At 55.7% G+C, this 17761-nt stretch carries 19 protein-coding genes; 7 read left to right on the top strand and 12 right to left on the bottom strand.

Annotation, left to right across the window (positions count from 1 at the left end; all coding sequences use genetic code 11):
* Positions 1-2: 2 nt before the first annotated feature.
* The 3 genes from ACQY4Z_RS10015 to ACQY4Z_RS10025 all read right to left on the bottom strand — a co-directional run bounded on the left by ACQY4Z_RS10015 (position 3) and on the right by ACQY4Z_RS10025 (position 3137).
* Positions 3-1274, bottom strand: a complete 1272-nt coding sequence (locus ACQY4Z_RS10015) for a CaiB/BaiF CoA transferase family protein (RefSeq protein ID WP_428528876.1) — start codon at positions 1272-1274, stop codon at positions 3-5.
* A 130-nt stretch (positions 1275-1404) separates the two neighbouring features.
* Positions 1405-2238, bottom strand: a complete 834-nt coding sequence (locus tag ACQY4Z_RS10020) for an alpha/beta hydrolase family esterase (RefSeq protein WP_428528878.1) — start codon at positions 2236-2238, stop codon at positions 1405-1407.
* A 116-nt stretch (positions 2239-2354) separates the two neighbouring features.
* Positions 2355-3137 carry an ion transporter gene (locus ACQY4Z_RS10025; RefSeq protein WP_428528880.1) on the bottom strand — a complete coding sequence of 261 codons (783 nt, stop codon included), beginning with the start codon at positions 3135-3137 and terminating at the stop codon, positions 2355-2357.
* A gap of 220 nt (positions 3138-3357) precedes the next feature.
* On the opposite strand from ACQY4Z_RS10025, the gene ACQY4Z_RS10030 reads away from it, so the two are divergent.
* On the top strand, positions 3358-4119 hold the full coding sequence (locus ACQY4Z_RS10030) for an SDR family oxidoreductase (RefSeq protein ID WP_428528882.1): 762 nt from the start codon (positions 3358-3360) through the stop codon (positions 4117-4119).
* A 276-nt stretch (positions 4120-4395) separates the two neighbouring features.
* On the opposite strand, the gene ACQY4Z_RS10035 is transcribed toward ACQY4Z_RS10030, so the two are convergent.
* Entirely contained in the window at positions 4396-4866 is a 471-nt protein-coding gene (locus ACQY4Z_RS10035; RefSeq protein WP_428529506.1) for a DUF302 domain-containing protein, read from the bottom strand.
* Between the two features lie 109 nt (positions 4867-4975).
* The gene (locus ACQY4Z_RS10040) at positions 4976-6127 is read right to left on the bottom strand and encodes a YeeE/YedE family protein (RefSeq protein ID WP_428528884.1); all 1152 of its coding nucleotides are present in this window, start codon (positions 6125-6127) and stop codon (positions 4976-4978) included.
* A 243-nt stretch (positions 6128-6370) separates the two neighbouring features.
* On the opposite strand from ACQY4Z_RS10040, the gene ACQY4Z_RS10045 reads away from it, so the two are divergent.
* Both ACQY4Z_RS10045 and ACQY4Z_RS10050 read left to right on the top strand, forming a co-directional pair.
* Positions 6371-7756, top strand: a complete 1386-nt coding sequence (locus tag ACQY4Z_RS10045; protein WP_428528886.1) for a tetratricopeptide repeat protein — start codon at positions 6371-6373, stop codon at positions 7754-7756.
* A gap of 120 nt (positions 7757-7876) precedes the next feature.
* Positions 7877-9088 (top strand): OpgC family protein, encoded by a 1212-nt coding sequence (locus ACQY4Z_RS10050; protein ID WP_428528888.1) that lies wholly within the window; start codon positions 7877-7879, stop codon positions 9086-9088.
* 63 nt (positions 9089-9151) lie between these two features.
* Here the strand turns inward: ACQY4Z_RS10050 and ACQY4Z_RS10055 are convergent, their stop codons facing one another.
* Positions 9152-9436: a DUF1150 family protein gene (locus ACQY4Z_RS10055; RefSeq protein WP_428528890.1), complete on the bottom strand. Its 285-nt coding sequence runs from the start codon at positions 9434-9436 to the stop codon at positions 9152-9154.
* A gap of 33 nt (positions 9437-9469) precedes the next feature.
* Positions 9470-9898, bottom strand: coding sequence for an Hsp20 family protein (locus tag ACQY4Z_RS10060; protein WP_133949054.1), 429 nt, complete (start codon positions 9896-9898; stop codon positions 9470-9472).
* 395 nt (positions 9899-10293) lie between these two features.
* On the opposite strand from ACQY4Z_RS10060, the gene ACQY4Z_RS10065 reads away from it, so the two are divergent.
* The 3 genes from ACQY4Z_RS10065 to ACQY4Z_RS10075 all read left to right on the top strand — a co-directional run bounded on the left by ACQY4Z_RS10065 (position 10294) and on the right by ACQY4Z_RS10075 (position 12538).
* Entirely contained in the window at positions 10294-10653 is a 360-nt protein-coding gene (locus tag ACQY4Z_RS10065) for an MmcQ/YjbR family DNA-binding protein (RefSeq protein WP_428528892.1), read from the top strand.
* Complete coding sequence (locus ACQY4Z_RS10070; RefSeq protein ID WP_428528894.1) at positions 10637-11839, top strand: MFS transporter; 1203 nt, start codon at positions 10637-10639, stop codon at positions 11837-11839. The genes ACQY4Z_RS10065 and ACQY4Z_RS10070 overlap by 17 nt, the downstream gene beginning before the upstream one ends.
* Positions 11840-11905: 66 nt before the next feature.
* Positions 11906-12538: a glycoside hydrolase family 25 protein gene (locus tag ACQY4Z_RS10075; protein ID WP_428528896.1), complete on the top strand. Its 633-nt coding sequence runs from the start codon at positions 11906-11908 to the stop codon at positions 12536-12538.
* 17 nt (positions 12539-12555) lie between these two features.
* Here the strand turns inward: ACQY4Z_RS10075 and ACQY4Z_RS10080 are convergent, their stop codons facing one another.
* Positions 12556-13248: a hypothetical protein gene (locus tag ACQY4Z_RS10080; RefSeq protein ID WP_428528898.1), complete on the bottom strand. Its 693-nt coding sequence runs from the start codon at positions 13246-13248 to the stop codon at positions 12556-12558.
* Positions 13245-13685, bottom strand: a complete 441-nt coding sequence (locus ACQY4Z_RS10085) for a hypothetical protein (protein WP_428528900.1) — start codon at positions 13683-13685, stop codon at positions 13245-13247. The genes ACQY4Z_RS10080 and ACQY4Z_RS10085 overlap by 4 nt, the downstream gene beginning before the upstream one ends.
* A gap of 306 nt (positions 13686-13991) precedes the next feature.
* Between ACQY4Z_RS10085 and ACQY4Z_RS10090 the strand changes: the two genes are divergently transcribed.
* Positions 13992-14753: a hypothetical protein gene (locus ACQY4Z_RS10090; protein WP_428528902.1), complete on the top strand. Its 762-nt coding sequence runs from the start codon at positions 13992-13994 to the stop codon at positions 14751-14753.
* A gap of 146 nt (positions 14754-14899) precedes the next feature.
* Here ACQY4Z_RS10090 and ACQY4Z_RS10095 read toward each other — a convergent pair whose 3' ends face one another.
* The 3 genes from ACQY4Z_RS10095 to ACQY4Z_RS10105 are packed head-to-tail and all read right to left on the bottom strand — an operon-like array spanning position 14900 to position 17719.
* The gene (locus tag ACQY4Z_RS10095) at positions 14900-15976 is read right to left on the bottom strand and encodes a sn-glycerol-3-phosphate import ATP-binding protein UgpC (RefSeq protein WP_428528904.1); all 1077 of its coding nucleotides are present in this window, start codon (positions 15974-15976) and stop codon (positions 14900-14902) included.
* Between the two features lie 8 nt (positions 15977-15984).
* On the bottom strand, positions 15985-16827 hold the full coding sequence (gene ugpE / locus ACQY4Z_RS10100; protein ID WP_428528906.1) for a sn-glycerol-3-phosphate ABC transporter permease UgpE: 843 nt from the start codon (positions 16825-16827) through the stop codon (positions 15985-15987).
* 10 nt (positions 16828-16837) lie between these two features.
* Entirely contained in the window at positions 16838-17719 is an 882-nt protein-coding gene (locus tag ACQY4Z_RS10105) for an ABC transporter permease subunit (protein ID WP_133949068.1), read from the bottom strand.
* Positions 17720-17761 lie beyond the last annotated feature (42 nt).

Raw genomic sequence — 17761 nt, forward strand, 5'->3', positions numbered from 1 at the left:
ACTTAGTTTCCTTTTGCCGGTGTGGCTTTGCCAAGATCAAGGATGCCGCGCTCTACCAGCTCTGCGATCTCGCTGTCACTCAATTCCAAATGCCTTTGCAAGACATCTTGCGTATCCACCCCGAGCATCGGTGGTGCTTTGCGATAATCAACCGGCGTCTTCTCCATTTTGATCGGAGACCCAATCAAGTCCACAGATCCGCTGACCGGGTGCGGCAAGGTAATCATCATCTCCCGCGCCAGAACCTGAGGATCTGTAAAGACCTGCCCCAGATCGTTCACCGGGCCGCAGGGGACACCAGCCGCTTCAAGATCCCGTATCCAATCTGCAGCCTCGCGTTCGATGGTTAGACGTCGGATTTTTGGCACCAGTGTCTTCCGGTTTCGAACCCGGTCTGCGTTTTTTGAAAAGAGCGGATCTGTGGCCAGGTCCGGTGCACCAGCAACGTCACAAAACTTTTGAAACTGACTGTCGTTTCCAACCGCGAGAATGAACGGGCCATCGGCACCCGGAAACGTCTCATAGGGCACAATGGTGGGGTGCCCGTTGCCGAGCCGCCCAGGGACTTCACCGGAGACCAGATGCGCAACACCCTGATTGATGAGCCAGGAGACCTGAGCATCCAACAGCGAGATATCGATGTATTGCCCCTCGCCGGTCTGATGCCGATGATGAACTGCGGCGAGGATCGATACGGTCGCATACATGCCGCACATAACATCCGCGATCCCGACCCCGCACTTGGTTTGCGTTCCACCCTCCTCATCGTCAAAGCCGGTGAGCGACATAATCCCGCCCATGCCCTGGATCAGAAAATCATAACCGGCACGATGTGAATAAGGTCCGGTCTGGCCGAACCCGGATATCGAACAGTAGATCAGTTTTGGGTTGGTCGCCTTCAGGGTCTCGTAGTCGAGCCCGCGCCGCTTGAGATCGCCGACCTTAAAATTCTCGACCAGAATATCGGCCTTTGCAGCCAGCTTCCGGATTAGATCCTGACCTTCCTCGCTTGCCAGATCTACGGCCACCGACTCCTTGTTGCGGTTGGAAGAGAGATAGTAGGCGCTCTCAGAGGTTTCTTCGCCATCCACATTCTTCAGGAACGGGGGGCCCCATCCACGGGTATCGTCGCCCCGGCCCGGCCGTTCGATTTTGATAACTTCAGCCCCAAGATCACCAAGGATTTGGGTGCAGGTCGGTCCTGCTAGAATGCGGGAAAGATCAAGGACAAGGAGCCCTGAAAGTGCTCCCTTCGATGGAACGGTGTGCTGCACGGATCACCCTGTTGCTGATACTTTCGCGAAAAGGGCATGAGAGGCAGGCCGCCGTCAACTCCGGTGGTCTTGTCATCAGATCGCTTTGTCTCAATTTCCCGTCACCGCCAAGTGATGCGATAAGCTCATCTCAGCTTTCCCATCCGCGCATGTTTGACAAGAGCGACCAGGCACGCTCGATCCACTCCGCACGCACACTGTGGCCGCCATCATGAAGACACAACTCCAGCAGTCCAGTGACTGGTTTCCATCTTTCGCAAGACAAGGCCCCGTCTATCAGGGTCTCCGGTGCAGTCTCGGATAGGCCAGTCTGTTTGCGCCAGATATCGAAGCTTTCAAAAACATCCCCCTGTTTCCATTGCCCGCCGCCGAGCCAACGCCCTTCCAGCGGAACAACAGTGTCGGTGGTGCCATGGACATGAAACAGGTACGGGGGATCTGTTGGGCAGTCTTTCGGAAGCGGCTCCCAAAAGGCGCCAGCAATCGGCGCATAGCCTGAAAACCTGTCCGATTGTTCGCAGGCCAAATACCAGGTCATGAAACCGCCGGAGGAAAAGCCGGTGAGCATGGTGCGACCCCGATCGACACCAAAACGCTCCGATAGATCTTCCAGGACGCTGTCGAAAAAAACTGGCTCATCCCTGAGATTTCGCGGTGCAGTCGGAAAGGACCAGGTTCCGTTCACGCCTTGAACAGCGACGAATGCAACGCCCAAGTCATCCGCCATGCGCTTGAAGCTTTCGTTTTTCAACGCATTGACTGCTTTGCCGCGATGCCCGTGGAGATAAAGGATCGCACCGAGCGGTTTTGACGGGTCGCGCTCTCCCGGCACATGGATGTAATACGTGCCCTCGGCGACCGAGCACGGTATCTGCGCCCCGCAGCTCGTCTCTGAGGCAAAAGAAGACGGGCCCATCGCTGCGGCGACTGCAAGGCCCAGGACCCATTTTCGTTTCTGCGTCATGCGTGCGCTCCCGGCGGTGTTGGTTATTGCCAACAGGAGAGTGACCCAACGCCCGCAGATTTCCAGCACCTGACGGATCACAAGCACGCGATTGCGGGCGGTCCAGGGCTGGCGTTCTAGTCCCACGTCCCTTCTGTCGGAATGTTCAGCATGCGTCCACAATGCTTGCAGTGCACAGCATCCGGATCATGGCGGCTCAACCCGCAATCGGGACATGGCAGATTGACCTTCGAAGGACGGAAAATGGTTTGGACCAGCCGCAGAAACAAAGCGACACCAAAAATCATGATCAGGACCGTCAGCAAGCGTCCGACCGTATCGGTCATGGTGATGTCGCCGAACCCGGTCGTCGTCAGCGTTGTGACGGTGAAGTAGAGCGCATCCAGATAGTTGTTGATGTTCTCGTTCCGATCATGCTCCAGCACAAAAACGATCGCTGTGATGACAAAGATGAAAACAAAGAGATTGACTGTCGACTGGAGGATTTCTTCATTGCGGCGGAACCATTTCGACGTGTCGCGCAGCTCCTTCAAGAGGTGATAGGACCGCAGCAAGCGCAACATGCGGATGACTCTCAAAAAGGCGAAATTCTCAAAAAACGCCGGAATGATCAGCGAGATCACCACCACAATATCCGCCAAGGAGGTAAAACTTGCCAGGTATCGCCAGCGGGAACCTGCTGCAATCAGGCGTGCCATGAAGTCCAATGCGAGGACCACCGCGATAGCGTAATCCACTTCATGGTGGTGTCGGTCCGGGTCAACAATCGCGGACACGATGAAATACGCAATCGTGATGATATCGAAAGCCAAAAGGACATAGCGGAAAATCCGCGCGCTGTTGGAATGGCCAAAATAGAGTTGCCGTAAACGCGATTGCAGATCCGATTTTTCTGCCATTCCCTCAACCTGCCAACCTATTCCAAAACCACACATTCACCCGACAAGAGCGCAGATGAAATGTCAATTGAGCGGGTGACTTAACACAGGATTTTCCCAATTGATGAAGATTTTGCACGGCATCCATGACGCGAGATGGTTTATTCCGCGCCCGCCGCGCATTAGGGTCACCTTCAACAAAAACCTGCCCTTTGCGGCGACACAAAACTGAGGTTCATGAATGTTCGATCTGAAAGGTAAAGTTGCCCTTGTAACCGGTGCGAGCCGCGGGATTGGTGAAGCTGGTGCCCGCAGCCTTGCGAAATACGGCGCCAAGGTTGTTCTCGCGGCGCGGTCCAGCGGCAACATCACAAAGATCGCGGGTGACATCCGCTCCGATGGTGGTGAGGCTTTAGCTGTCACTTGCGACGTTGCGGACTACGCTGACGTCGAAAAAGCCGTTCAAACCGCGATCGACACGTACGGTGGGATCGACATTCTGGTGAACAATGCTGGTGTTATTGAGCCGATCAGCCGTATCGAAAGCTCCGACCCGGAGGCCTGGGGTCAGGTGATCGACATCAATGTGAAAGGCGTCTACCACGGCATTCGCGCTGTTGCGCCGCATATGCTCGCAAAAGGATCCGGCACAATTGTCAATATCAGCTCCGGCGCCGCTGTCAGCGCATTGGAGGGCTGGAGCCAGTACTGCTCGTCCAAGGCGGCCGCACTTTCCCTGACCCGATGCAGCGACAAGGAATTTGGCGAAAAGGGTATCCGAGTGGTGGGCCTGAGCCCAGGGACCGTTGCCACACAAATGCAGGTCGATATCAAAGCATCAGGGATCAACCCGGTCAGCCAGCTTGATCCATCCGTTCATATTCCAGCCGAATGGGTTGGCGAAACGATCTGCTGGCTCTGCACCCCGGCGGGAGATACGTACCGCGGTATTGACTGCTCCTTGCGCGACGAAGATGTGCGCAAAGCGGTTGGCCTGATTTAGGCAGTCAGAATCAAAAGAGGGCCGCTGTGCGGCCCTCCCATGAGATCGTTTGACCTTTGTTCCGGATTACATCCCGGCGAAACCGTTCGATACCAGAGGCTGCTCCACCACCGTTCCATTTCGCCCAGCTACAAGGGCCAAATTCCGATACTCACTAGACATGGGCACACCTCCTTTCTCACGTTGAAGACAGGAAGATTGTTCTTGAGAATCAGCGGCGTGACAAGCACAAAAACTGGTCATGCCTGCCTTCTAAACACGCAATTCCACAGACCGTTACTGAGCTGCAACAGCCGCATCAGCAATGCTTTGGAAGACGCCATCGAGCTCCGCTGCCAAGCCAGCGAGTTTTTCGCCGCCTTCATTCATATACGGCGCGAAGACGAAACTCGGTTTTTTCCATGACAGGGTCGCAGTCTTGTCCGCATTCTCGGTAACATAGAACCGGATGGGGGCCTCAATTCCGGCAGCGACAGACGCCTCCAACATGCGGATCGCATAATCGTTCCGATAAACACCCAAGACTCGATTGCCCGGGATTGTCAGCCCCCTACCCTTGGCTCCGGCCGAGGCGCTTGCCTGCGTGACAAGCAGCATACCGGCCTCTTTAACTGCCGCTTTAAGGTCGTCGACCAGCTCTTGGTAGGACTGGGATGTTGGTCGGACCTGCCATCCCTCACTAGGCGCAATACTGTCAGCTTGAACGGGACCGAGCCCTAGGAATACCGTCAGCAAGATAGGAAACATAAAACGCAAGGAATGATCCTCCACTGGAAAACATCGAGTAGATCGAACAATAGCGAGTGGCTCTTTCACGCACGTCTCACAATCGGGTGTGAGTTACGTGGTGCTCCAATCAGCCCATGCCGAGTTTCAGGCGCAATCGGACGCCGACCATCGACCCCATAAAACCGAACAGCAGCCACAGCCACCCGTGCAGGGAGCCGGACACCAGCCCGCCAAGATAGGCTCCAATGTTACAGCCATAGGCGAGCCTTGCCCCATATCCCATCAACAAACCACCGGCGATCGCCGTCAAGACGTCGCGGCGGGTAAGCTTCCAGAGCGGCGCATATTTTCCAGCCAAGGCGGCCGCGGCCATCGCCCCGAAAATGATCCCGAAATTCATGACCGATGTCGTGTCTCTCAGGACACTGTTTTCAAGCGCGCCTTTCTGCCAGGTCCAATACGGCCAGGTCTCCACAGGGATCCCGATGAATTGAAATGCCTTCGCGCCCCAAAGGGCAAAGGCCGACGTGATGCCCCATGGCCGGCCAACCACAATAAAGGTCGCAATGCCGACAACCGCCAGCATCACCGCACCGAACATCGGTGACCATGGGCCTTGCAGAACGGATTCGGTTTTACGGGCCGGCGCGATATCCCCATGCGCGCGGCGTTCCAGCCAGACGGTCAAGAGCGCAATAAACCCGAGCACCAAAGCGGTCAGCAAAAACGCCCCTTGCGGACCAAACTCGCGGATCAGCGAAACCGGCTGAAGCTTTGGCAATTGCCCCCACAAATGGAGATGCGCGGTCGCAAACACGGACCCGAGAATAAAGGCGGCCAACGTAATCATCATGCGCGTCGATCCACCGCCCGCAGTGAAGAGTGTCCCCGACCCGCAGCCGCCACCAAGCTGCATACCTGCGCCAAACATGAAAGCTCCGATGGCGGCAGCGACGCCAAACGGAAAGACGAAACCGCCCGCCGGCCATCCAAGGGTATCGCCCCATGCGATCAACGGAAAGGAAACGGCGCTTGTCAGCAGGATGAGGACGAACTGCGTCCGCAAACCGCCGCCCCGTTTCTCCGTCACAATGCGCCGCCAAGCGGCGGTAAACCCGAAGCTCGCATGATAGAGCGAAATGCCGGCAAGCCCGCCAATCAGGACAGCCATGCCCTGGCGAGGACCAGCCGCTGCATATGCGCCGATCGAGATCAGCCCGATGATGCCGAAAGCAATGGCCGCAATCGCGGTTTGAGGACTTTTCAGTAACACCGCCATGGTCGCTATCTCTTCAAATTTCAGGGCAACTGTTCAAAATCAAGCACACACTCAGTATCTCCCAAAACCGCGCAAGAAAAGCCCCGCCGTGGTAACACGCCGCCAACACCATTTTGTGTTTTGCAGTTCATGGCGCAGCTGCGGATCTTGGGTTCAATAGCGTTCATTCCCGTTGAGGCGCAGTGCTGCCACGTTTTCTTGCAAACATCAGTGCGGCCAATGGGACAGCAACAAAGGCTCAGCATGCGTCTTAGCGATCAATTTGGATACGATCTCACCTTGACCAGCCCTGCAGCCGCAGAAGCATGGGACAAGACGGTTCTGGCGTTTCTGGCCCATGGCAAGACAACGCCCGCCCATTTGGAAACATGCTTGACCGAAGAGCCCAATTTTGCTCTCGGCCATGCGACACGCGGACTATTTTGTCTCCTGCTCGGCCGTAAGGAATTGGTTGAGACTGCGCGGGAATGCCTATCGATTGCCCGATCGTCTGCTGCAGATAGTTCCGTGACCGAGCGTGAAACCGCGGTGATTGAAGCGTTGGCTGCCTGGCTCAACGGATTCCCGAGCCGGTCCGCAGATCTCCTGGACGCCGCCCTTTCGAAGGCGCCGCGCGATGCGCTGCTCTTGAAACTCGTGCATGCAATCCGGTTTGTGCTCGGCGATGCCACGGGGATGCGGTCCTCAATCGACGGCGTTTTTGATGCCTATGACCCGCAAAATCCGGCCTATGGCTACGTTCTTGGATGCCGCGCCTTTTCGCTTGAAGAAACGGGCGAATACCGGCTCGCTGAAGCTGCCGGCCGGCTCGGTCTCGAACACGCCCGCGACGATGCATGGGGACTTCACGCTGTCGCGCATGTTCATGACATGACAGGCCGCACCGAAGAGGGCGCCGGCTGGCTTGAAAACCATCCGGACGGCTGGGCGCATTGCAACAACTTCGGCTATCACGTTTGGTGGCATCTGGCGCTCATGTATCTCGATCAGGGTCAGGCCGATAAAGCCTTGATGCTGTATGACCGCGACATTCGGAAAGACAAAACAGACGACTATCGCGACATTTCGAACGCCGCTTCGCTTCTGGTGCGCCTTGAGCTGGAGGGGATCGACATCGGCAGCCGTTGGGATGAGCTTGCGCTGATTTCCGACAAACGCGCCGAAGATGGCTGTAACGTGTTTGCAGACTTGCACTACCTCATGGCTCTGTTGAACGGAGGCCGCCGCATGGGTGCCGACCGGCTCATCGCCGGACTGAAGCAGCGCGCAGACCAGGAGACCGACATCGGGAATGTGTCATCTGAGGCTGGCCTGCCGGCCGGGCTCGGCCTGGAACAGTATCGAAAAGGCAATTACGCCTCGGCGTTTACTCTGCTCACATCGGCCAGAAGCAATATGCCCCGGATTGGCGGCTCGCACGCCCAGCGCGATGTTTTTGAGCGTATAACCATTGATGCCGCCTTGCGTGCCGGATTGTCTGTAGAAGCAGAGACCCTTATCAAGGACCGGTCCCGCAAACGCGGTGCGCTCGACCGGTTCGCGGAACAACGCCTTGAAACTTGCCAGAAAATGCGGCGCGCAGAAAAGGTGATGCAGGCCGACAGTCTGCGTGCAACGAACAGCTACTGACGGTTCGCCGGTGATCCGGCGGACGATTTCATTTACACTTGCCATGTGACAAACGTGACTTCCCAGCCTCATACCAAACGCCCCCGGGACCCACGGCTCGACTTTTTCCGCGGGATAGGGATGTTCATCATCTATATCGCCCATGTTCCCTGGAACTGGTGGACGCTTTGGATTCCGGCGCGATTCGGCTTTTCCGATGCGACCGAAATGTTCGTATTCTGCTCCGGGATGGCCTCGGCTCTCGCGTTTGGCAAGATCTTCGATATCCACGGCTTGGGGATTGGCGCTGCCCGCATTCTTCACAGGATGTGGCAAGTCTACTGGGCGCATATAGGCCAGTTTCTGGTGATTGCGGTTGGCTTGGTGATGGTGCACGAAAGCGGCTATTTGGAGAGCTGCTGCGGCCTCACTCAGGACTATGTCGTCTCCTTGAACCTGTGGCATCTGTTCAACAATACCGCTGTCGCATTGCCCGGCATTCTGACACTCACTTGGGTGCCGAACTACTTCGATATCCTGCCCATGTACATCGTGATCCTGGCGCTCATCCCGGTGATCATGCTGGCGTCGCGGATTTCGGTGAAGGCTGCATTTGCTGTATCGATCAGTCTTTGGCTGGCATCACAGTTTGATTTTCTGAGTCTGCCTGCTGAACCCTGGTCAGAACGGGATTGGTTCTTCAACCCATTTGCCTGGCAACTTCTGTTCTTTACTGGATTTGCGTTCATGCGCGGCTGGATACCGGCCCCTCCAGTGAATGCAAAGCTGCTGATCCTATGCACGGTGATTGTACTGGCAACGGTGCCCTTCGCGTATTTCCGCGTATATGGCGAAGCGCACCTTAACTGGGTGTGGGCGCGGGAAGTCCGTGAATTCATCAAGCCCCTCTGGATCAAGACCGAATTCGGTGTGCTGCGGTACATTCATTTCCTAGCACTTGCCTATCTTGCCTGGGCGGCGGCCGGCGAACATGGCAAATATCTTCTGGGTCATGGCAAACTTTGGGGCGGATTTGTGCGGGTCGTCCAAAAAGTCGGACAGCAGTCCCTCGCCGTCTTCATGGCTAGCCTCGTCGTCGCTCAAGCAGCTGCAATCCTGCGCGATATGGTCTGGGGCCGGGGCGAATGGATCCCCCAGATCCTTTCCAATCTCCTTGGATTTGCGGCCCTCATCGCCGTCGCCTATGTGGTGTCCTGGTATAAGAGCGAGCCCTGGCGCAAACCTCCGGGAAAAGCGACACTCCAACCAGAGTTTACGCGCCGGCCAAACCAGCCTGCGGCTACCGGAGACGGGCCTCATAAGGCGAAGGATGCGGACAAGGTACTCAACTGAAAAGAAAAACCCGGAAGCAAGCTCCCGGGTTTTTCTTGATCAGGACGTGACGCCCAACAGGCCTCAGTTCAACGAGACCATTTCGAGTTCCTGCTCAAAAGCATTGGCAAGTGCCGCAGCGCGGCTGTCAGCCAAGAGGATCGGAGTTCCATCTGCATTGAGGAGCGCATAAAGCGTCATGTCATCCTCTAATGGCGGAACATCCGGGAACATCTCTTTCAAGTCTCCGGCTGTCACCGGCTTGATGTAAGCCACATCACCGGTACCAAGTTCGCTCAGTTCGTCCACTGTCATAACTTCGGCGATGTCGTTTTCGTCAGCCCAGAAGGGTGAATTCGTGTTGTGCATCAGTGTTTCTCCATTTTGGTTTTGTAGCGAGGGTCATTCACCGCTGGAGATTTCTATTTTTCTTATGACACGTTCCGGTTCCGGTCGTGCCAAGTCGATGGACAGCAAGCCATCTTTCAAGTCCGCACCGAGTATCTCGATCCCCTCGGCGAGAACAAACGCCCGTTGAAACTGACGGGCGGCGATACCGCGATGGAGATACTGACGTGTCTTGTCGTCAATCTGCCGGCCACGGATAACGAGCTGGCTTTCTTCCACCGAGACATCAAGCTGATCACGGGTAAACCCGGCCACAGCCAACGTAATTCTAATCACATCGCCCTGGCTGTCGGTTTTCGGCAACCGTTCAATGTTGTAGGGCGGATAGCCGTCATTCGCGGCCTTAGACACACGATCAAGCACACGCTCGATATCATCAAACCCGAGCATAAACGGGCTGGAAAACGCTGACATGCGCGACATCCTCAAAGTCCTTGTCGAAGCGACCTTGCATCCGGGCCCTTTTCGTAAGGCACCCGGACAGGAGCATCTTGCTCCCTTCACTATTAAATATGGAGACATGTTAAATTTGATTCAAGGATGCCGCCGAAATCGGGGGGTTTTGCCATGTTATCCAACGCCCATGCACAGGTTGGCGGGGATGTGAACAAAACTGGGAGCCCCGATCCTTCGATGCGGCAATCGATTAATAACCAAATGGGCAAAGGTTCAACCCATACCAGTGCCGACACGGCTTTGTGTCGTCTATCATCATCGCAACAACACGAATGCTTGTTCTGATTTCCCTTTTTCACCTTTGCGGTATGCGTTATCACTTTCTCCACATTTGCTTTTTCTCTTAGTGACAGTCAGTTCTCATGAACCGGAATGAATTTGACGCCTATTGCAAGGCTTTGCCTGCAACCACGAACGTCGTCCAGTGGGGCAATGCGTCCGTCTGGAAGGTTGGCGGCAAGATTTTCGCCATTTGCTCCGGCTGGGGCGAAGGCACCCACGAGAAATTCAGCTTCAAGTGTTCGGACATTTCCTATTCCCTGTTGATCCAACAGAACGGCGTCATTCCCGCCCCGTATCTTGCGCGGGCCAAGTGGGTTCAGCGAGAAGACGACAGCAGTATTTCGGACGATGATCTGAAAGCATACATTTCGGCAGCTCACGAAATCGTAGTGCGTAAGCTCTCCAAAAAACTCCAGAAAGATCTTGGCCTTGCAGATTGATGTCGCCGCCAAGTGGCGGTCTCTCGGCCTTCTCATGATTGCCGAGATTGCAGCCATGAGCCTTTGGTTCATGTCTGCAGCCATCTTGCCGGATTTGACTCGCGAATACCCGATTTCCGAGTTCCGGCAGGCCGCTCTATCAAGTGCGGTGCAGATCGGCTTTGTTGTCGGGGCGCTGGCCTCGGCCCTTTTGGGACTTGCCGACCGCATTGATCCCCGCCGGTTTTTTGCGTTCTGCGCGATTACCGCCGCTCTTTTTAACGCCAGCCTGCTTGTCTCCGAACCAGGTGGAGTTGTTTCCATCTTGGCCCGATTTGCTACAGGAGCCTTGCTAGCAGGTGTTTATCCCGTGGGTATGAAAATCGCTGTTGGCTGGGGTCAAAAGGACCGCGGATTTCTGGTGGGAACCCTCGTCGGCGCCCTCACCTTCGGTTCCGCGGCACCACATCTCTTGGCGCTCCTTGGGGGAACCGACTGGCGCTGGAGCCTGACGGTCGCCTCAATCGCTTCGGCACTCGGCGGACTTTTGTGCCTTGCGACCACGCTTGGGCCGTTTCATGGCACAGCCCCGAAAATGGACATCAAGGCTGTGTTTTCTGCCTGGACGAACCGCAAGATCCGGTACGCCTACCTCGGCTATCTCGGTCACATGTGGGAGCTCTACGCGATGTGGGCCTGGATTGGGATCGCGCTGACCGTTTCCTTTTCTGCGCATATGGCAGCCGAGGATGCGGTTTCGCTTGCCCGTTTAATCGCTTTCCTTGCGATCGCAGCGGGCGGTATCGCTTGCATTGCCGCCGGTGTTCTTGCAGACAAGGTCGGAAAGGCCAACATCGCGATCCTTGCGATGGCAATCAGCGGTACGGCTGCCCTTTTGAGCGCCATTACCTTTGGCGGCCCGGTCTGGCTGACAGTCTTCTGCGTCTTGATCTGGGGCGCGGCCATTTTGCCCGATTCCGCCCAGTTTTCAGCCCTCGTCGCGGATTTTGCACCGGCCGAACAGGCCGGAAGCCTGATGACCTTCCAGACTGCACTTGGCTTTGCGTTGACCTTCTTCACAGTCCAAGTCACGCCCATGCTTGCGAATGGTATTGGTTGGCCCGCAGTTTTTGCGATCATGGCAATCGGACCGGCGATTGGCATTGCCGGTATGCTGAGACTGAAACGGCTCTCACCGGAAAGTTAAGCCTTTCCTCACAACACCGCCTGTGCCGCGTCTCTCACTTCGTAGGCAACAGACGGAGTGTGACGCATGGACACGACAGGTGGACGGGGCATCGACGTTTCCCATTACCAAGGGACCGTCAATTGGGCAGGTGTTGCTGCGGACGGAACTGAGTTTGCCATGATCAAGGCCAGTGAAGGAGAGAGCTCACCGGATCCGATGTTCTTGTCGAATTGGGCCGGGTGTAAAAACAACAAGGTGCAGTGCGGCGCTTACCACTACTTTCTTCCGACCGACTGCTTCTTGAAACAAACAGATCTCTTAATCAAGCAGCTGAGATCCGCGGGCTACGATCCAACTGCCGACTTGCCGCCAGCGATAGACTGTGAGGATATGGAAGGCGTCTCTGCGTCCACATATGTCTATGCCTTGAAAGAGCTTCTCCAAAGCCTGAAGACGCAACTCAAATGTACCCCGATGATCTATGTCTCCCCGGCATTTTGGCAGGGGTTGGGCAGTCCCGACTTCTCCGATTATCCGTTGTGGGTTGCAAACTACACAACGGCGAGTGCGCCCGAAATTCCGTCCCCCTGGAAAACCTATGCCATCTGGCAGTACTCAGACGACGGCACGGTGGGTGGCATTGCAGGGGATGTCGATCTCGATCTCAGCAATCCAGGGGCTGGTGTTTCAGCAGAACCAAAACTGAACTGGTTCTAGGGACCTAATTGGAACCGTCAGCCATCCGGCATTTCAAGATCGAACTCTTGATACCCAAAATCCTGACCGTTGATACGCAAGCTCACGGCCTGTGTACCGCCGTAGTAGGTCCGTGTCGTGATCGGTCGGATCGGATGAAAACGGGAAAGCCTATGAACGGTGCCGGGGTCCAATGTGGCTTTCGTCCACTTGAATACTTTCGGCGCCAGTTTGCCGTTGGCCTTTTGAAAGTGCAGCACGTAATCAATGATCAGATCCTGAGGCCTCATTGCTGTCGATTTCAACGCAGCCGAAAAGGACAACGAGCTGCCGAAGCGGACATTCACCGTTTCAATGCTCAAATCTTCGAGTTGAATTTCTGGCGCGTTGAGACCAAAAGCACGCAAGGCCGGTTCATATCCACTTTTAATCAAAGACCGGCAGGCATGCCGAACTAACTTCTCCCGCTGTGGCGTAGCATCTTTGAGCCAGTTAGCCGCGATGTCGCTCACCAATGCCGGATGATCCTTTGCGATATCGTTCAGATGGTTAGCGACAGACCGGCGCACATACTCTTCCGGGTCGTCTTTCAAGGCCTCCAGCAACGGCAAGGTCGGTGTTGGATCCTCAATCAACTGATTTAGCCGCATGCCCCAGGGCAATCGAGGACGTGTGCCCTCAGAGACCAGACGGCGGACATGCACGTTGGGATCCTCTGTCCAAGGGGTCATGATGGAGAGCGCTCTTTCCTGGTCTTTTGCCAAAAGGGCCGGACATCGAATTCGGCAGTCGCCCGTTTGGTCATTTCCTTCATGAGATCGAACGAAGCGTCAAAGTCATTCAGGCCGGTGTCAGAAACAATCATACCCAGCGGCATCATGCCCCAGCCGCAGATCCCGTTCTCGTCGCTGTCCCGATCGACCGCGCCCTCCGGATCGGAATGAAGAAGCGAGCGCAAGATCGAAAACCGGCTCTCGAGCGCGTCAGGCAAATGCTTCGTGGTGACATCCGCAATGAGCCGGGCTCTCTGCTTCAGTTCAAGTTGCTGCAGTTGGCCCAGAATTTCCCTTTCAAAGGCCGTTTTTTGAAACCCAACAATGGTCTGGTCAAGATGGCTGGCCAGACACTGAACAAACTCCGGTGAGATTTTGTTTTTGAAGGGTTCCAAGTGCAGCTCCTGTTCTTCTGAGGAGCCTACATCGCATGATTGCCTGTGATTGTTCCAGCCGACACTCCAGGGCTCCTGACAAGTACCGTCAGGAGGCCCCTTTTCTGGTTCATTCGCCGCCAGATGGTGATCGCTCAAAGCTTTCAGCCCGCACGCGCTGTTATCCTTACCATCATCCATTTACACAATAACAATTCCGGTCTGGCTCACTTATGTTGGGTAACAGAGCAGCAGGTTGCGCACACCGAACCAGCTGAACAGCGTCAACAATCGAGATGGCGTCTATCTTTCGCCAAGCACAGAACCATGTCGGCCAATTTTAAATTTTTGCCAGTCTCAATCCTGAAGGCCGCGTTCCTGGCTTTGTCGGTTTTGATCACCGCTGTTTGGGTGACCGGAGTAGCGCAAGCCGACCCCATTACAATCTTCACGACCGAGCTGGACGGACACCACCAACCGGATGCGCGTGGCCGGTATGATCAGATTGTTTTGTCCGCCGCCCGGCAGCAAAACCTGCAAGTCGACTTCCGCTTCATGCCGCCGGCCCGCGCGATCCTCCAGTTCTCCAGATGTGAAGACTGCTGCGTCAGTCCTTGCAATCAAGACCCCGAGATCAGCCATTGCCCCGGCGCAACACTCTCGGACGTGTGGGACAAAGTGGAGCTTCACGCCTTTTCACTAAGACCTGACGCTCCCGATCTCGCAATCGACAATCTCAAAACTCTTGATGTCGGGGCTATTCAGGGAATGCCGCTGGGGACCAGGGTCGAAACCAACCTGACTGATATTCGGCGGGTCGACACACCCCGCGCAGCGGTCAACATGCTGACACTTGGCAGACTTGATGTGTTTTTGGGGTGGATACCTGAAACACTTGTCTACTTTAGGGTCAACGACATACCGGTGCCGAACTACGACGCAAAGAACCCTTTGAAGAGCGTCCCGATCGGTATTGCCTGTAAGGGATCGCAATCCCTTCGGCTGATTGACGCCGTCAACACCTACCTGCGCCAGGCGCCGCAGACCTCCGGGACCGAACCAATCAGTTCCTCAAATCCGGACGGGTAGAAAACCTGACATTCCTTTGTTGTGCCGTGCTACCGGAACCTCGACAGCAACGGAGTGCCAAATAAAAAACCACCCCGATTGCTCGGGGTGGTTTACTCGAGGCAGGCCGACCCTCGTATTGCCGCCTGCCTCAAAAACGGTTCGATTTAGTCGATCCGTTTGCCGGTCTCAGCGTCAAAGAAATGAACGTTTTCCGGAGCTGCCGCGAGATACATGGTCTCGCCCGGTTCATGACGCGCATGGCTGGAGACGCGGATCACGATTTCCGGTCCGCCATCTTCGAAGCTCGCATAGACATAGCTTTCGGCGCCAACCGGCTCCAACACGTTTACTTTGACTTCAAGTCCAATGCCGTCACCGGAATGCGGACCTTCTACAACGGTGAGATGCTCCGGACGGATACCGATCTTGTAGGCGTCCTTGCCTTTGTTGTTCGCGCCCGAAAGACCGGAACCCGCTTTCAAGGCCAAACCTGATCCGTTTGCTGCAACGTCCAAGAGGTTCATCGCGGGCGAGCCGATGAAGCTCGCCACAAATGTGGACGCAGGCTTGTCATAAACGTCGATCGGAGCTCCGATCTGTTCGATGTTGCCACCGTTCAACACCACCAGCCGATCCGCCAAAGTCATGGCTTCGAGCTGGTCGTGGGTCACATAGACGCTGGTGGTGCCGAGCGACCGCTGCAGACGCTTGATTTCAACACGCATCTGGACACGCAACTTGGCGTCCAGATTGGAAAGCGGCTCGTCAAACAGGAAAGCGGCCGGTTCGCGGACGATCGCCCGGCCCATGGCCACGCGCTGACGCTGGCCGCCGGACAGAGCCCGCGGCTTGCGATCCAGATAGTCGCCGATCTCAAGGATCCGTGCGGCTTCCTTTACCCGGCGGTCGATTTCCGCCTTGTCCATACCCCGGTTCTTAAGGCCATAGGCAAGGTTGTTGTAGACCGACATGTGCGGATAGAGCGCATAGTTCTGGAACACCATGGCAATGTCACGGTCAGCCGGATCGACATTGTTGACCAGCCGATCGCCGATCTTGATTTCACCGGTGGTGATGTCCTCAAGACCGGCAACCATGCGCAATAAGGTAGACTTGCCGCAGCCGGACGGACCGACAAGCACGATGAACTCGCCATCGGCGATGTCGATGGAAACGCCCTTAACCGCTTCCACATTGCCCGCATAGACCTTACGGACAGTGTCGAGAGTAATCGTTGACATTTAAAACCTCACTTATCGCTCTCGACGAGCCCTTTGACGAACCAGCTCTGGAAGATCACCACGATGAGAACGGGCGGCACGATGGCCAGGATGGCAAGTGCCATCGCCTCATTCAGCGCCGGGATCTGAGCGCCAACCCAGACCTGCATGATCTGTTTGATGCCGCGAACCAGCGTGAACAGGGATTCCTCTGTGGTGATCAAGGTCGGCCAGAGATACTGGTTCCAGCCATATACGAACATGATGATGAAGATGGCCGCGATCATTGTTTGTGACAGCGGCACAAGGATATCCTTGAAGAACTTCCAGGGACCTGCGCCATCGATCCGGGCCGCCTCCAAAAGCTCGTCGGGGACGGACATGAAGAACTGACGGAAGAAGAAGGTGCCAGTCGCAGATGCGATCAACGGAACAATCAGGCCGGTGTACGTGTTCACCAGACCCAGCGACTGAACGATCTCGTAAGACGGCAAGATGCGCACTTCCAGAGGAAGCAGCAGCGTCGCGAAAATGATCCAGAAGCAGAAAGTTGCCATTGGAAACCGGAAGTATACGATCGCATAGGCCGCGATCATCGAAATGATGATCTTGCCGATGGCAAAGCCGAACCCAAGGATCATCGAGTTCATCAGCATGACAAACCCGTCGACTTCCTTGGTAAACCCGCCGGCGCGGAACAGAACCGTCTCGTAGTTCTCCAGGAACTTGTCACCCGGAAGGAACTGGATGCCTTCCTTGTAAATGGTGATTGCGTCGTGCGTACTGGTCATGAATGCAAGCGCAACGGGCGTTACCATGAAGAAGACACCCAAGAGCAGGATCACGTGATCCAGAATTTGAACTTTTTTCATCTCTCGCCCCTCAGGTGTAGTGAACGCGGCGCTCGATCAGCCTGAACTGAACAACGGTAAGTATGAAAACCAGCACCATCAGAATGACCGACTGCGCGGACGACCCGCCAAGGTCATTGCCCCGGAAACCATCAAGGAAGACCTTGTAGACGAGGGTTACAGGGTTGTTGCCCGGCTCCTGTTTCACAATGATGTCGACGATACCGAACGTGTCGAAGAACGCGTAGGTGATGTTGATGATCAACAGGAAGAAACCGGTCGGCGCGAGCAGCGGGAACGTGACGGTCCAGAACCGGCGGAAACTGGACCGGCAGTCAATGCTGGCAGCCTCTTGGACCGACTTGGAAATGCCTTGAAGGCCAGATAGGAAGAAGATGAAGTTGACCGGAACCTGTTTCCAGACCGCTGTTACGGTCATGGCGAAGCTCGTGTCGAAGTAGTCGACCCCGATCTGCATTTCCCAACCGAAAAGCGCAAAAAACTCCACGATCGGTCCCACGTGCTGGTCGAACAGCATCACGCCGATCAGACCCGCAACCGGAGGCGCAACCGCGTACACCCACATCAGAAGCGTCTTATACGAGGAGCCTCCCCGCAAGACCTTGTCGGCCTTCACGGCTAGAAGCAACGCGATTCCGAGGGAGAGGAAGGTTACAAAGAAGGTAAAGACAGCCGTGAAACGCGCCACACGGCCATAATCCGTTGAGGTTACGGTATCGACGAAATTGTCGAAGCCGACAAATGTTGCGCCGAAGCCAAAGGGGTCTTCCAGATAGAAGGAAGACTGCACGGCTTCTGCGGCCGGCCAGAGGAAGAAGACTGTTACGATTACCAGCTGCGGTAAAAGCAGCATGTAGGGAACCCATCCAGTCTGAAATTGAACTTTTTTCATCACGTCACCGCAACGGAGAAAGCGGGTCTCCAGAAATCTGTC

Origin of the sequence: Roseibium sp. (assembly GCF_965276855.1) — a bacterium.
In the GTDB taxonomy this organism is placed as follows: domain Bacteria; phylum Pseudomonadota; class Alphaproteobacteria; order Rhizobiales; family Stappiaceae; genus Roseibium.

Bases quoted from the DNA above. Each gene is read 5' to 3' on its own strand.
- ACQY4Z_RS10035 (WP_428529506.1), bottom strand. From the start codon at position 4,866: ATGTTTCCTATCTTGCTGACGGTATTCCTAGGGCTCGGTCCCGTTCAA.
- ACQY4Z_RS10105 (WP_133949068.1), bottom strand. From the start codon at position 17,719: ATGAAAAAAGTTCAATTTCAGACTGGATGGGTTCCCTACATGCTGCTT.
- ACQY4Z_RS10075 (WP_428528896.1), top strand. From the start codon at position 11,906: ATGGACACGACAGGTGGACGGGGCATCGACGTTTCCCATTACCAAGGG.
- ACQY4Z_RS10040 (WP_428528884.1), bottom strand. From the start codon at position 6,127: ATGGCGGTGTTACTGAAAAGTCCTCAAACCGCGATTGCGGCCATTGCT.
- ACQY4Z_RS10030 (WP_428528882.1), top strand. From the start codon at position 3,358: ATGTTCGATCTGAAAGGTAAAGTTGCCCTTGTAACCGGTGCGAGCCGC.
- ACQY4Z_RS10080 (WP_428528898.1), bottom strand. From the start codon at position 13,248: ATGACCCCTTGGACAGAGGATCCCAACGTGCATGTCCGCCGTCTGGTC.
- ACQY4Z_RS10095 (WP_428528904.1), bottom strand. From the start codon at position 15,976: ATGTCAACGATTACTCTCGACACTGTCCGTAAGGTCTATGCGGGCAAT.
- ACQY4Z_RS10090 (WP_428528902.1), top strand. From the start codon at position 13,992: ATGTCGGCCAATTTTAAATTTTTGCCAGTCTCAATCCTGAAGGCCGCG.
- ugpE (WP_428528906.1), bottom strand. From the start codon at position 16,827: ATGAAAAAAGTTCAAATTCTGGATCACGTGATCCTGCTCTTGGGTGTC.
- ACQY4Z_RS10025 (WP_428528880.1), bottom strand. From the start codon at position 3,137: ATGGCAGAAAAATCGGATCTGCAATCGCGTTTACGGCAACTCTATTTT.
- ACQY4Z_RS10045 (WP_428528886.1), top strand. From the start codon at position 6,371: ATGCGTCTTAGCGATCAATTTGGATACGATCTCACCTTGACCAGCCCT.
- ACQY4Z_RS10055 (WP_428528890.1), bottom strand. From the start codon at position 9,436: ATGCACAACACGAATTCACCCTTCTGGGCTGACGAAAACGACATCGCC.
- ACQY4Z_RS10065 (WP_428528892.1), top strand. From the start codon at position 10,294: ATGAACCGGAATGAATTTGACGCCTATTGCAAGGCTTTGCCTGCAACC.
- ACQY4Z_RS10020 (WP_428528878.1), bottom strand. From the start codon at position 2,238: ATGACGCAGAAACGAAAATGGGTCCTGGGCCTTGCAGTCGCCGCAGCG.
- ACQY4Z_RS10050 (WP_428528888.1), top strand. From the start codon at position 7,877: ATGTTCATCATCTATATCGCCCATGTTCCCTGGAACTGGTGGACGCTT.
- ACQY4Z_RS10060 (WP_133949054.1), bottom strand. From the start codon at position 9,898: ATGTCGCGCATGTCAGCGTTTTCCAGCCCGTTTATGCTCGGGTTTGAT.